This window comes from Kosakonia oryzae (assembly GCF_001658025.2).
In the GTDB taxonomy this organism is placed as follows: Bacteria; Pseudomonadota; Gammaproteobacteria; order Enterobacterales; family Enterobacteriaceae; genus Kosakonia; species Kosakonia oryzae.
The window spans coordinates 2,508,364-2,522,252 of sequence record NZ_CP014007.2 but is presented as its reverse complement, the minus strand read 5'-3'; the positions used below and the strand labels follow the sequence as shown (position 1 = coordinate 2,522,252).

Genomic DNA, 13,889 nt, shown 5'->3' with positions numbered 1-13,889 from the left:
AAAATAAGGCCGCGATTTATATCGCGGCCTTTCTGTTTTTATCCACCGGCAAGTTTGACTTTCATTCCTTTGGCTTCCAGCAGCGATTTTAATAAATCACGCTTGTCTCCCTGGATCTCAATGACACCGTCTTTTACCGCACCGCCGCATCCACATTTTTTCTTCAATTCAGCGGCCAGCTTCGCCAGTGTTTCATCATCAGAATCGATACCGGTGATCAGGCACACGCCTTTGCCTTTGCGCCCGCTGGTCTGACGTTGAATACGTACAATGCCATCGCCTTTCGGGCGTACGGCGACCTCTTTGGGTTCGTCAATACGCCCGGTTTCCGTGGAATAAACCAGACGGCTGTTGTTGTCGCTCATTAAGCCCCCTTACTCAACGAAGCGTTGATAGCTTTCAGGGTTGCGGCAGGATCGGCAGATTGTGTAACCGGGCGGCCAATTACCATATAGTCCACGCCCGCAAGCTGCGCCTCCTCCGGCGTCATAATACGGCGTTGATCGCCCGCTGCGCTGCCCACGGGACGAATGCCCGGCGTCACCAGTTTAAACGCCTTACCCAATTCGCTTTTGAAACGTACGGCTTCCTGAGCAGAACAGACTACGCCATCAAGGCCACACTGCTGCGTCAGGCGCGCCAGACGCTCTGCATGCTCTGCCGGTGAGGTGTTGATGCCCAGATCCCGTAAATCGCTGGCTTCCATGCTGGTTAACACGGTTACGGCGATCAGCAGCGGCGCATCGGCGCCAAAAGAGGACAACGCCTCTTTTGCTGCCGTCATCATCCGCGCCCCACCTGAGGCGTGAACGTTAACCATCCACACGCCGAGTTCGGCCGCCGCTTTCACCGCATGCGCCGTGGTGTTAGGGATGTCATGAAATTTCAGGTCGAGGAAAATATCAAAACCACGCTGTTGCAGATCGCGCACCAGTTGCGGCCCGAACAACGTAAACATCTCTTTGCCCACTTTCAGGCGGCAATCGCGGGGATCGATGCGGTCGACAAACGCCAGCGCTTTGTCGCGGTTATCGTAATCAAGTGCCACTACCACCGGGGAAGCAGTCACAGCGCGGGAAGTCGATAAAGGAGTAGATGTCATGATCGGACCTTCTGAAATGAGGCACCCGCACAGGCGCGAAGTGAATAAACGGCGTGCATTCTACCTGCGGGAGCCTGGAAATAACAGTTTCCATTTTTCCCCTGCAAAGCGATGTTGTTGCACAGGTCTGACAGATGAGTGTCTAAATCCATTAGTATGTTGTAACTAAAATGAGGACTTTTAAAAAATCACTGTCCATCGAGACCGCGTATAGGCTTAACCGTTGACCACGCCCGGCATGACGGACAGTGCCAGTAAATGGTAAATGCCGTAAAACCGCATTTATGGCAGCGGTAGCGCGGCTTACTTCGCACCTGCTCACCCACCATGTCGCGCAACACCATCAGGCTCTCTTTCGCACGCCCTTCCTCTGCATCATGCAAATGGTAATCGATAAGTTTGTGGAATACGCGCATGGTCGGATGACGCTGTACCTGTCGGGTCACGTAGCTCTGCGCGGCATCTGCCCCATCACGCTGCTCAATGATTTCCGCCAGCATCAGTTCTGCGGTGGCACCAACGTTCTCTTCAACACAACGTTGCAGAAATGCTGCCCATTCGTCATTTTTGCCCAGTTGCTGATAGCAGGTCTGGAGCATATCCAGCGTTTCGCACACCAGATCTTTATCCTGCTCGATAACCCGCAACAGTGTTTCGACCGCTTTGCCGTACTCCCCGTTGCTCATAAACACCCGCCCCATCATGATGGAAACGCGCGGGCTATTACGATCGGCGGCGGCGCCTTTTTTCAGCAGCCCCATCGCGCGATCCATATCTTCATTACCCATCTGCTGCAGCGCCAGCTCACAGTAAAAATGGGCGATCTCGCCGAGTTGCTTCTCTTTGCCGAGTTTCACCAGCCGCTCAGCCACATCAATCGCTTTTTGCCATTCACTGGTGGCCTGATAAATTTGCAGCAATTGCTGTAGTGCGTTGACGCGGAAATCCGTTTCGTCGACCAGCTGTTTGAACATATCTTCAGCCCGGTCATACAGACCCGCCGCCATATAGTCACGGCCCAGTTGCTGCACGGCCAGCAGACGCTGGTCATAGGTGAGCGAAGCGCTTTCCATCAGCGTTTGGTGTATGCGAATAGCGCGATCCACTTCGCCGCGCGAGCGGAACAAGTTACCAAGGGTAAGATGTGCTTCGACAGTGCCGGTATCCTCTTTCAACATCTCGAGGAACAGGTCTACAGCCTTATCTTGCTGGTTGCTGAGTAACAGGTTAACCCCAGCCACATATTCACGTGAGAGCCGGTTAGCTTCATCCTGCTTTGTTTGTTGAGCATTTCTGCGCCCCATGTACCAGCCGTAGGCAGCCGCGACAGGTAACAACAGAAACAGCAACTCCAGCATAAAATATTATTCCTTCACCGCCGCTGTGCCGGGGACAACCGGTACATCTGAGGCGGGAGCAAGCTGGTGCTCAAGTCTTTTGATCTTACGTTCAGCGCGAACCAGAGAGACACGCACGCGTAGCCAGAACAGGCCGCAAATCAGCCAGCCGATGATAAACCCGGCCGCAAACAGTACAGCCAGCAGCGTAGAAATGCGATATTCGCCCTGCGCCAGTAAATAATTGAATGTTACCTGCTGATCGTTTTGCGCACCAAGCGTAATCGACACGACAAAAATCGCTAATACCAGTAAGAAAATGAGTAAATATTTCACATTACATCCCGTCATGTGGTTCAGGCGATGAATTTCTATGCAACTGACTGCACGCAGCCTTATAACCTATCATTTTAGCGCCCTTCGTGGAATGAAATTACATAATGCCAAATTCCGATTTGCGGGCGAAATATCTGAAATCAAGTCTCGCGATCTCTGGCGACAATTTCTGGCACCTCTTGCGCGGGCGGCGTCAATGGGCCGCACAGGCGCTGCGCCAGCCATGTCGCCAGCGTGACCAGCAGCCAGGAAATCAGCGTTGCGACGACTAAATCGCGCGGCCAGTGCATGCCCAGCAATAAACGGCTGCCCATTACCCCGGTTGCCCATACTAACAGGAAAACAATGGTCCATGTCCGTCTGCGCGGCCACAATAAACCCACGCCCAGCAATGCCCAACTGGCAGCAAACATCGTGTGTCCGGAAGGAAAGGCAAAACCGGTCTCTTTTTGCCAATGTTTACGTAAAAAACCAGGAATATCATGCTGCCCGGAGAGCTGCGATTTCACCAGTTCTCCCCGTGACTTACGCTTTAAAGTGTAGAACTCATCCGCCGGGATATTGTGCGTTTTTTCCAGCCATAACACGAAAGGACGCGGCTCCTGCACTCGCTCTTTGACGAAGGATTTTAATCCCTGCCCGACCAGAATTGCGCATCCAAGAATCGCAAACAGCACCAGCGCCGCTTTCAGGCGAAAACGCAGGCACCAGAGAAACCAGCCGCATAGCAACACGTGCGTAATAATCCCCCACGGCTGCGTAACCGTTTCGGTTAACCAGAAGAGAAAATGGAGCCACCATCGGGATTGTCCGGGCTGCCAACTCCAGCCGGAAACCCACACGGCCAGCGGCATCACCAATAAAATCGCCGCTCCCGCAGTTGTACGCTTTGCAATTGACAGCATGTCCTCTCCTTTCTGTTAAGCGACTCAATCATAACCGAAATATAACATTCACGCTAAAAGCGACGTATTTGTGCGTTTAACCAGCAATGGAATGGTCACTTGTAGGTGTTATTCAGTGCATTGTGGCAAAATACACCTATACAGAAGGCCAACAGGCTAAAGGCGCGCAGTGTGCCAATATAATTCGGAGATTCACATGCAACTTAAACGTGTGGCAGAAGCCAAACTGCCAACCCCATGGGGCGACTTCCTGATGGTGGGTTTTGAAGAACTGGCTACCGGGCAAGATCACGTTGCTCTTGTTTTCGGCGATATTTCCGGGCAGTTGCCTGTCCTGGCGCGCGTACATTCGGAGTGTCTGACCGGTGACGCCCTTTTCAGTTTGCGTTGTGACTGTGGCTTTCAGCTTGAAGCGGCCCTGAACCATATCGCCGAGGAAGGTCGCGGCGTGCTGCTTTATCATCGCCAGGAAGGTCGTAACATTGGTCTGCTGAATAAAATCCGCGCTTATGCGTTGCAGGATCAGGGCTACGACACCGTCGAGGCCAATCATCAACTGGGTTTCGCCGCCGATGAGCGCGATTTCACCCTGTGCGCCGATATGTTCAAACTGCTGGGCGTCGATGAAGTCCGCCTGCTGACCAATAACCCCAAGAAAGTGGAAATCCTGACCGAAGCCGGGATCAACATCGTGGAACGCGTCCCGCTGATTGTCGGCCGCAACCCGAAAAACGAACACTATCTGGATACGAAAGCCGAAAAAATGGGGCATCTGCTGAAATAAGCTGCCGCCATGAACGTAAAAAGGCCTGCAGACGCAGGCCTTTTTGTTTAGTTCAGCATGTTGCGTATCACATAGTGCAAGATGCCGTCATTGCGGTAGTAAGTCAGCTCTGTCGACGTATCAATGCGGCAGCGGCATTCCAGCATTTCCTGCTTACCATCAGCGCGGGTAAGTGTTACCGCTAATGTTCCACCCGGTTTGATATGCTCTAAATCCGCAATATCCAGTGTTTCCTCGCCGGTAAGTCCCAGCGTTTTGCGCGTAACGCCTTGCGGGAATTCCAGCGGCAGGATCCCCATACCAATCAGATTCGAGCGGTGAATACGCTCAAACGATTCGGCGATCACCACGCGAATCCCCAGCAGACGCGGCCCCTTGGCGGCCCAGTCGCGGCTGGAGCCTGAACCATACTCTTTACCGGCAATCACCGCTAATGGCGTTTTCTCCTGCTGATAACGCATCGCGGCATCATAGATGGAGATCACTTCACTGCCCGGTAAATGGCGAGTCATGCCCCCTTCCACGCCTGGCACCATTTCATTGCGGATACGAATATTGGCAAACGTACCGCGCATCATGACTTCATGGTTGCCGCGCCGCGATCCGTACGAGTTAAAATCACGACGCTCAACGCCGTGGCTTTGCAGATAACGTCCAGCCGGGCTGTCCGCTTTGATACTGCCCGCCGGCGAAATATGGTCGGTGGTGACAGAATCACCAAGCATGGCAAGGATCCGCGCGCCGTGAATATCCTCTACCGGCTTCGGTTGCGCCGCCATATCATCAAAGAACGGAGATAACCGGATATAGGTTGAATCATTCTGCCAGCCGTAAGTGTCCGAACGCTCAACCTGGATCGCTTTCCATTCCGGCGTACCTTCAAACACCTCGGCATACTCTTTGCGGAACATCTCCGTCGAGACCTGCTCAACGGCACGCGCAATTTCGTTGCTGGAAGGCCAGATATCTTTCAGGTAGACCGGATCGCCTTTCCGATCGTGGCCAAGAGGATCGGTGGCGAGGTTGATATTCATGTTCCCCGCCAGCGCGTAAGCCACCACCAGCGGCGGAGACGCCAGCCAGTTGGTTTTCACCAGCGGATGAATGCGGCCTTCAAAGTTTCGGTTGCCCGAAAGTACCGCGCCAACCGTCAGATCGCCCGCGCGGATCGCTTGCTCAATCGGTTCCGGCAGCGGGCCAGAGTTACCGATACAGGTCGTACAGCCATATCCAACCAGGTTAAAACCCAGCTCATCAAGGTAAGGCGTCAGGCGCGCCTGCGCCAGGTAATCGGAAACCACTTTCGAACCCGGCGCCAGTGAAGCTTTTACCCACGGCTGAAGTTTCAGGCCAAGTGTGACGGCCTTCTTCGCCAGTAACCCGGCAGCCATCAGCACGCTGGGGTTTGAGGTATTCGTACAGGAAGTAATGGCGGCAATGACCACCGCGCCATCCGGCAATTGATATGAATGTCCATTGAGCACGTAGTCGACCGGTTTGCGGTCCTTCTGCGCCGTATTCAGTTCCAGTTCAGAGCTGGCGGCAAAGGCTTTAGGCACATCGCCAAGCGCTACACGATCCTGTGGACGTTTGGGGCCAGCAAGACTTGCCTCGACATCATGCATATTCAGTTCGAGTGTGCTGGTAAATACCGGTTCATCACCCGGGTTACGCCACATGCCCTGCGCTTTCGCATAGGCTTCAACCAACGCAACCTGCTCTTCGCTACGCCCGCTCAGGCGCATATATTCAAGCGTTACGCCATCAATAGGGAAAAAACCGCAGGTGGCGCCATACTCGGGTGCCATATTGGCGATAGTGGCGCGATCGGCGAGCGGCAGCGAATCGAGTCCGTCACCATAAAATTCGACGAATTTCCCCACCACGCCGTGTTTACGCAACATCTGCGTCACCGTCAGCACCAGGTCGGTGGCGGTAATGCCTTCACGCAGCTTGCCGGTCAGTTTAAAACCAACGACGTCAGGAATGAGCATGGAAACCGGCTGGCCGAGCATAGCGGCTTCCGCTTCAATACCCCCGACACCCCAGCCCAGCACGCCCAGACCATTGATCATCGTAGTGTGCGAATCGGTACCGACCAGCGTGTCCGGATAAGCAACCCACTCTTTGTCCTGGAGTTCACTCCACACGGCTTTGCCGAGGTATTCAAGGTTGACCTGGTGGCAGATACCGGTGCCAGGCGGTACGACGCTGAAGCGGCTAAAGGCTTGCTGGCCCCAGCGCAGAAAAACATAACGCTCATGGTTACGCTCCATCTCCAGCCGGACGTTCTCTTCGAACGCGTCATCATCACCAAAATGGTCAACGGTGACTGAGTGGTCGATAACCAAATCAACCGGTGACAGCGGGTTTACTTTCGCGGTATCGCCACCGAGACGTTTTACCGCTTCGCGCATGGCAGCAAGATCAACGACTGCGGGGACACCGGTGAAATCCTGCATCAGAACCCTGGCCGGGCGATAAGCAATTTCTCTGTCGGCATGGGCGGTAGTTAGCCAGCCCGCCAGCGCACGAATATCCTCTTCAGTGACGGATTCCTCATCCTGCCAGCGCAGAAGATTTTCGAGTAGTACTTTGAGTGACTTGGGTAGACGCGCAATATCCCCAAGTTGTCTGGCGGCCAGCGGCAAGCTGTAATAGTGGTAAGTTTTATTCTCTGCCTGCAATGTGTCCTTACTGGCTTCGCGTAGGGTCAACGACATGTGCTCCTCCTTACTTACAGGGATTGCGATACCCTGAAGATCTTCAGGGTCTGTATTAAAGATAACACAAACATATCGTAACGATTTGATAACAACCCAAATTGCTACAAACGGACAAATTTACAGGCGAGGAAATTAAAAAAGCCCCGCAGTTGCGAGGCTTTTCAATTCATTACCGGATGAGCATCCAGACAATCTGAGCCCAAAAGAGGATGGAAACAGAAAACACGCTGATCCACGACCAGTATTTCATTCGACAATCATTATTCATCAATAAATTACCAGAAAAACTATTCATTAAAACTGAGTCTTTACTCAATTCATTTATGCTGTGTATTAATTAAAGAGTACATAAGATCATACCAATGAATAGCGTGGATAATTTCCCACAATTATTCTGATGATATATTTATTGTTTTTTGGTGTCGTCTTCAGCGAAGGCATCAATAAAAGCTTGCTGCTGTGGCGTCAGTTTCCAGCATGCTGGAATAGAGGTCACAGTTTTGGTTTTCGCTTTCTGTGGTGTGTCACGAAGCTGACATACTTGCTTAACTGGTTCTAATCGACCCGCTATAGCCATTTTAACCCCAGAATTTCCAGATCAATAACGCGATAACCGCCCAAAATAAGGCAGAACCAAGAAATACCGCCAGCCAGGCTTTACGCTTGAGCTCAGGATCCCTTTTTGGCTCTTCACTTCCTGATGGCATTGCTAACCTCGTACAATCGACATCACTTATCATTTTGGGCACCAACAATAGGTACAATTAATCATGAGATGAGACAAATCCTAAAAGAACTTTAGCCGAAAATCCAGTGAATTTACTCACCATTTCCAAAGAAATATTTAATCTTTTGACCACAAATAAATTATTGAAGTAATAAATTTGCAGACCAGCAATTTAGTTTCTATTTTTGTCGCTAAATAGTGACAGTGTCTGCTCTGAGGATGTGATTTCAATCACCGAGGCGGATTTTCGATAAGTCAGATGATGATAATAATGATTTAGCTTTAGTCAGAGTTAAGGGTATCTTTTCAGTCGAAAAGATACCCTCCGACATTATTTTTGCGGCAACTTAATATCTTTAAACATCGCTTCTATATCTTCATTAGAACGCAATGCCACGGCAGTATCGACGACATCGCGGGTTAAATGCGGCGCAAAGCGTTGAATAAAATCATACATATAGCTACGCAAGAAGGTGCTGCGACGGAAACCAATTTTGGTTGTGCTGTGGCTGAAAATCTCATGCGCATCCAGCTTGACCAGGTCCGGATCGGAAACCGGATCGACCGCCATACTGGCAATAACACCGACTCCCAGGCCAAGTCTTACATAAGTTTTAATAACGTCTGCGTCGGTGGCGGTAAAGACAATACGCGGCGTTAACCCTGCGCGATTAAACGCGGTATCCAACTCCGAACGGCCTGTAAAACCAAAGGTATACGTTACCAGCGGATACTGCGCCAGCTCCTCAATCGTGACCGATTGCTTTGAAGCCAGTGGATGGTCCGGCGTAACCACGATTGAACGGTTCCAGTGATAGCACGGCAGCATCACCAGATCGTCATACAGATGTAACGCTTCAGTGGCTATGGCGAAGTCCGCATTCCCCTTCGAAACCGCTTCGGCAATTTGCGTGGGCGATCCTTGATGCATATGCAAGGAAACGCGCGGGTAGCGTTCAATAAAGCCTTTGATCACGTTAGGCAACGCATAGCGCGCCTGAGTGTGCGTGGTGGCGACATACAACGAGCCTTTGTCGGGCCAGGTATGTTCCCCCGCCACCGATTTAATCGCATCCACTTTTGACAGGACTTCGCGCGCAATGCGGATAATTTCCTGTCCGGCGGGCGTCACCTGGGTAAGATGCTTGCCGCTGCGGGCAAAAATTTGGATCCCCAGCTCATCTTCCAGCATGCGGACTTGCTTACTGATACCAGGCTGGGAAGTATAAAGCCCTTCCGCCGTCGAGGAGACATTGAGGTTGTGATTGACCACCTCGACGATATAACGAAGCTGCTGTAGTTTCATAACAGACCATCCGAAGTACGCAAACGGGTTATCGCTTAAGACGATTTCATAATAAAAAAGCGGATTGCTATAACAACTATATCATTTATAGCTTCTGTGTATAGCAGCGAACAAAGAATAATAATGCAGGTATAAAAAAGGGCCGACAGAGCGGCCCTTTTGGGATAGGTAACTGAAGTCGCTTATTTTTTAGCTTCAGTCCACTTGTTATCAATGTAGAAAGCCGACCATCCCGTTGCTTTGCCCTCTTTTTCCGATGCCACATACTGCTGTTTGGTTTTACGGCTAAAACGGACAATCGTTTTATTACCTTCCGGATCCTGCTGCGGCGCGTCGGCCAGGTAACGCAGTTTTTCCGGCAGACGATCGCGGAAGCGGTACAGTTCTTCCACCAGCGGCGCACGTGTTTCACGCGATTTCGGGAAGGTATTGGCGGCGAGGAACACCCCGGCAGCACCATCACGCAGCACGAAATATGCGTCGGATTTTTCGCAAGGCAGCTCCGGTAATGGCACCGGATCTTCCTTCGGTGGTGCAACTTCACCGTTACGCAGAATTTTACGCGTGTTTTTGCAATCGTCGTTGGTACATGCCATGTACTTACCAAAACGCCCCATTTTCAGGTGCATTTCAGAACCGCATTTCTCACACTCAACGATCGGACCGTCATACCCCTTGATGCGGAACTCGCCCTCTTCGATTTCGTAGCCATCACAGGTCGGGTTATTACCGCAGACATGTAATTTGCGCTTCGGATCGATGAGGTAGCTGTCCATCGCCGTGCCGCACTTCTGGCAACGACGTTTGGCGCGCAGCGCGTTGGTTTCCGCGTCATCGCCTTCCAGCACATTGAGCACTTCGTTTTCCGGCACAAGGTTAATGGTGGTCTTACAGCGCTCTTTTGGCGGCAGCGCATAGCCGGAACAGCCGAGGAACACGCCGGTACTGGCGGTACGAATCCCCATTTTACGGCCGCAGGTCGGACAGTCGATGCTGGTCAGCACCATCTGGTTCGGTCGCATACCGCCCGCTTCCGGATCCTGTTCAGCTTGCTCAAGCTGGCGAGAAAAATCGCCAAAGAAGCTGTCCAGCACCTTCCGCCACTCGGCTTCATGGTTTGCGACGCGGTCAAGACTGTCTTCCATCTGCGCGGTAAAATCGTAGTTCATCAGCTCGCGGAAGTTCTCTTCCAGGCGATCGGTGACGATTTCACCCATTTTTTCCGCGTAAAAACGACGGTTTTCCACGCGCACATAGCCCCTGTCCTGAATGGTCGAAATGATCGAGGCATAAGTGGACGGACGGCCAATGCCGCGTTTTTCAAGCTCTTTAACCAGCGAAGCTTCGCTGAAACGCGCTGGCGGCTTGGTAAAGTGTTGCGCCGGAGTCAGTTCTACGAGCGACAGCACATCACCTTTATTCACTGACGGTAGAGTGCGATCTTCATCGCCCTTGCGCAGTGCCGGCATCACTTTTGTCCAGCCATCGAAGCGCAAAATGCGCCCGCGCGCTTTGAGGCGGAAATCACCCGCACCCACGGTCAGCGTCGTGGAATCGTACTGCGCAGGGGTCATCTGACAGGCGACAAACTGGCGCCAGATAAGCTGATACAGCTTCTGCGCGTCGGTTTCCATGTCCTTCAGCGACTCAGCCTGCACTGCGACATCGGAAGGACGAATCGCTTCGTGCGCTTCCTGGGAATTTTCTTTACTGGCGTACTGGTTAGCCGATTCCGGCAGGTATTTCTTACCGAAATTGTCGGTAATATAGCCGCGAACCATGTTGATCGCGTCCTGGCTCAGATTCGTTGAGTCGGTACGCATGTAGGTGATGTAACCGGCTTCGTACAGACGCTGCGCCATCATCATGGTTTTCTTCACGCCAAAGCCGAGACGCGTGCTGGCGGCCTGCTGCAACGTGGAGGTGATAAACGGCGCACCGGGCTTGCTGCTGGTCGGTTTATCTTCCCGCTCCAGTACGGTGTAACGCGCTTTCTCCAGCAGGCTAACGGCGGCCATTGTCTGCTCGCGATTGACCGGACGGAACGCTTTATCACCTTGATGCGTCACCTGCAGCGGCAATGCATCGCCGCCAGGCGTCGCGGTCGCGGCATCAATTTCCCAGAACTCTTCCGGAACAAAGGCTTTGATTTCGCGCTCGCGTTCAACCACCAGACGAACAGCAACAGACTGCACGCGGCCAGCAGAAAGGCCTCGGGCAATTTTCTTCCACAGCAGCGGAGAGACCATGTAACCCACAACGCGATCCATAAAGCGGCGCGCCTGCTGGGCATTCACACGGTCAATATTCAGTTCACCCGGCGTTTCAAAAGCCTGGCGAATCGCATTCTTGGTGATTTCGTTAAACACTACGCGGCTGTAGCGTTTTTCATCACCGCCGATCACTTCCCGCAGGTGCCATGCAATGGCTTCCCCTTCGCGGTCAAGGTCGGTTGCGAGATAGATGTGGTCGGCTTTTTCAGCCAGCGATTTCAGTTCAGAAACCACCTTCTCTTTGCCTGGCAGCACTTCGTAATGTGCATCCCAGTTGTGCCATGGGTCGATCCCCATGCGATTGACAAGAGCGCCGCGTTCATCCTTTTTAGGCTTCTTAGCCGTTTTGGTGGAGGCTGAGTCTGCGCTCTTTTTGGGTGCTGAGCCACTGGTCGGCAAATCACGGATATGACCAACACTGGATTTAACCACATAGTCATTACCCAGATATTTATTGATCGTTTTGGCTTTTGCCGGGGACTCAACGATAACGAGAGCTTTGCCCATATTCACCTTTACCTAATTTAATTCTTCCAGGAATACGTCGACATTGCTTAACACCACCCGCGACGAACCTTCACTATTGCGGCGACAACCGGGGATATCAACCCCCATATCTGGCCAGGCGCGTCAAACGGAGCATTCAGGTGGCTGAGTTTACAAGCTTTTTCGCGTCAGGGTGATGTAGTACGACGGTGTTATGGTCGAATGTCAAGCAATTCTGTTGCCAGATTGACGAAAGCGTCACACTGTACCTGATAAAATTTGTTACGCAACTTTATTAGCACGCAAAAATGAAACGCGCCAGCACAACAACAGGGCAAACCCTTTGCAAAAACAGGGAAAATTTGCTCCCTGTCCGGGCCAGCGGTAAACTTCAGAAAATTTTGAGGAGTAGAAAAATGACCGGTACATCTCAACCCATCGATCGCCAAACATTGCTGGAGCTGGCTAACAAACTGATCCGTGAGCATGAAGATACGCTGGCAGGTATTGCCGCCACCGATGTTACCCAGCGCAATGGCGTGCTGGTGTTCAGCGGCGAGTACTATCTGGATGAGCAAGGTCTGCCAACGCCAAAAAGCACGGCAGTATTCAATATGTTCAAATACTTAGCGCATGAACTTTCAGAAAAGTATCATCTTATTGACTAAGTAAAAACGCGAGGCTTCTGGCCTCGCGTTTTGTTTACATCAGGGGTTTTTGCCCGCGCTGCCACCAGCGCATCAGCAGATGGTCAATACTCTCTGTCGCACTGCCGGTAAACCGCTCCATCATTTTCTTGCGTTGCTGGTAGCGGACGCCGATAACTTCATGATTCTCATACAGGCTGAGCAGCAGTTCGTCGCTGGTGCCAATCTGATCAATCAGCCCCTTCTCCAGCGCCTGGGAGCCATACCAGTGTTCACCGGTCGCCACGCTTTCAATATCCAGTGCCGGGCGCATCTGATGAACGAATTCTTTAAATAAGTCATGGGTTTCATTCAGGCTTTCGCGGAATTTCTGCCGCCCTTCTTCGGTATTTTCACCCAGTAGAGTGAGCGTACGTTTAAACTGTCCGGCAGTATGCAACTCAATATCGATCTCTTTGCCTTTCAGGAAACGGTTGAAGTTAGGGACCTGTGCCACCACGCCGATAGAGCCAATAATGGCGAAGGGCGCGGCAACAATTTTATCCGCCACGCAGGCCATCATATAACCGCCGCTGGCTGCCACTTTATCAACGGCAATCGTCAGCGGAATATGTCTGTCGCGCAGGCGCTGCAATTGAGAAGCCGCAAGACCGTAGCCGTGCACCACGCCGCCGGGGCTTTCAAGTCGCAGAACGACCTGATCCTGCGGTTTGGCCACGGTCAGCACGGCGGTAATTTCCTCGCGCAACCCGCTGACTTCTCCGGCGTCCATACTGCCTTTAAAATCCAGCACATAAACGCGTGATTTTCCTGTATCACCGTTTTTCCCTGCTTTTGCTTTCGCTTTGGCTTCCTTTGCCTCCTGCTTCAGCTTTTTCTTCTGCGCTTTATACCACTGTTTCTGCTGATGATCGTCCAGCAACGAAGCGGACATCTCCTCCTGCATCTCTTTATACTGCTCGCTCAAACGGGTAATTTTCAGCTCACCCCGCTGGCGCTTGCGCTGCGTCAGATTGACAATAAGCACTGCTATCACCGCAATCGCCACTACCACGGTCGCGATCTTGGCCAAAAACAGACCATATTCAGACAGTAATTCCACGCGTACCACCTCGGTTACACCAATAAATAATGGCTCCAGTGTACATGAGCCGTCCGGGCGCGTCTCGCGCAAGCCCTGCACCAAATGTGCCATGTCGCTGAATTTTTTAACACTCTCTGGCTTAAAGGTTGCGCAACTCTCCGCCAGGCCGATTGAAA

The 13,889-nt window shown here is 52.1% G+C and carries 14 protein-coding genes; 2 read left to right on the top strand and 12 right to left on the bottom strand.

What is annotated here, in order from left to right; all coding sequences use genetic code 11:
- Nucleotides 1-38 precede the first annotated feature (38 nt).
- The 5 genes from yciH to pgpB all read right to left on the bottom strand — a co-directional run bounded on the left by yciH (nucleotide 39) and on the right by pgpB (nucleotide 3,680).
- Nucleotides 39-365 carry a stress response translation initiation inhibitor YciH gene (gene yciH, locus AWR26_RS12065; RefSeq protein WP_064566077.1) on the bottom strand — a complete coding sequence of 109 codons (327 nt, stop codon included), beginning with the start codon at nucleotides 363-365 and terminating at the stop codon, nucleotides 39-41.
- Nucleotides 365-1,102: an orotidine-5'-phosphate decarboxylase gene (gene pyrF, locus AWR26_RS12060; protein WP_064566075.1), complete on the bottom strand. Its 738-nt coding sequence runs from the start codon at nucleotides 1,100-1,102 to the stop codon at nucleotides 365-367. Before pyrF ends, yciH begins: the two co-directional genes overlap by 1 nt.
- 188 nt (nucleotides 1,103-1,290) lie before the next feature.
- Nucleotides 1,291-2,460 carry a lipopolysaccharide assembly protein LapB gene (gene lapB, locus AWR26_RS12055; protein WP_064566074.1) on the bottom strand — a complete coding sequence of 390 codons (1,170 nt, stop codon included), beginning with the start codon at nucleotides 2,458-2,460 and terminating at the stop codon, nucleotides 1,291-1,293.
- Between the two features lie 6 nt (nucleotides 2,461-2,466).
- Nucleotides 2,467-2,775: a LapA family protein gene (locus AWR26_RS12050; RefSeq protein WP_043953495.1), complete on the bottom strand. Its 309-nt coding sequence runs from the start codon at nucleotides 2,773-2,775 to the stop codon at nucleotides 2,467-2,469.
- Between the two features lie 140 nt (nucleotides 2,776-2,915).
- A complete protein-coding gene (pgpB, locus tag AWR26_RS12045) occupies nucleotides 2,916-3,680 on the bottom strand; it encodes a phosphatidylglycerophosphatase B (protein WP_064566072.1) in 765 nt (254 codons plus the stop codon).
- Nucleotides 3,681-3,876: 196 nt separating this feature from the next.
- Between pgpB and ribA the strand changes: the two genes are divergently transcribed.
- The gene (gene ribA, locus AWR26_RS12040) at nucleotides 3,877-4,464 is read left to right on the top strand and encodes a GTP cyclohydrolase II (protein ID WP_007371938.1); all 588 of its coding nucleotides are present in this window, start codon (nucleotides 3,877-3,879) and stop codon (nucleotides 4,462-4,464) included.
- A gap of 47 nt (nucleotides 4,465-4,511) precedes the next feature.
- Here ribA and acnA read toward each other — a convergent pair whose 3' ends face one another.
- The 6 genes from acnA to topA all read right to left on the bottom strand — a co-directional run bounded on the left by acnA (nucleotide 4,512) and on the right by topA (nucleotide 12,003).
- Entirely contained in the window at nucleotides 4,512-7,187 is a 2,676-nt protein-coding gene (gene acnA, locus AWR26_RS12035) for an aconitate hydratase AcnA (protein ID WP_064566070.1), read from the bottom strand.
- A 172-nt stretch (nucleotides 7,188-7,359) separates the two neighbouring features.
- A complete protein-coding gene (gene ymiC, locus AWR26_RS25720) occupies nucleotides 7,360-7,458 on the bottom strand; it encodes a small membrane protein YmiC (RefSeq protein WP_227123165.1) in 99 nt (32 codons plus the stop codon).
- Nucleotides 7,459-7,596: 138 nt separating this feature from the next.
- A complete protein-coding gene (locus AWR26_RS12030) occupies nucleotides 7,597-7,767 on the bottom strand; it encodes a hypothetical protein (RefSeq protein ID WP_007371935.1) in 171 nt (56 codons plus the stop codon).
- Between the two features lies 1 nt (nucleotide 7,768).
- Complete coding sequence (locus tag AWR26_RS12025) at nucleotides 7,769-7,930, bottom strand: YmiA family putative membrane protein (RefSeq protein WP_072439810.1); 162 nt, start codon at nucleotides 7,928-7,930, stop codon at nucleotides 7,769-7,771.
- 318 nt (nucleotides 7,931-8,248) lie between these two features.
- A complete protein-coding gene (gene cysB, locus AWR26_RS12020; protein WP_064566068.1) occupies nucleotides 8,249-9,223 on the bottom strand; it encodes an HTH-type transcriptional regulator CysB in 975 nt (324 codons plus the stop codon).
- Nucleotides 9,224-9,405: 182 nt separating this feature from the next.
- Entirely contained in the window at nucleotides 9,406-12,003 is a 2,598-nt protein-coding gene (gene topA / locus AWR26_RS12015; RefSeq protein WP_064566066.1) for a type I DNA topoisomerase, read from the bottom strand.
- Between the two features lie 395 nt (nucleotides 12,004-12,398).
- Between topA and AWR26_RS12010 the strand changes: the two genes are divergently transcribed.
- Entirely contained in the window at nucleotides 12,399-12,650 is a 252-nt protein-coding gene (locus AWR26_RS12010; protein ID WP_007371930.1) for a YciN family protein, read from the top strand.
- Between the two features lie 34 nt (nucleotides 12,651-12,684).
- Here the strand turns inward: AWR26_RS12010 and sohB are convergent, their stop codons facing one another.
- The gene (gene sohB / locus AWR26_RS12005; RefSeq protein ID WP_064569004.1) at nucleotides 12,685-13,731 is read right to left on the bottom strand and encodes a protease SohB; all 1,047 of its coding nucleotides are present in this window, start codon (nucleotides 13,729-13,731) and stop codon (nucleotides 12,685-12,687) included.
- Nucleotides 13,732-13,889 lie beyond the last annotated feature (158 nt).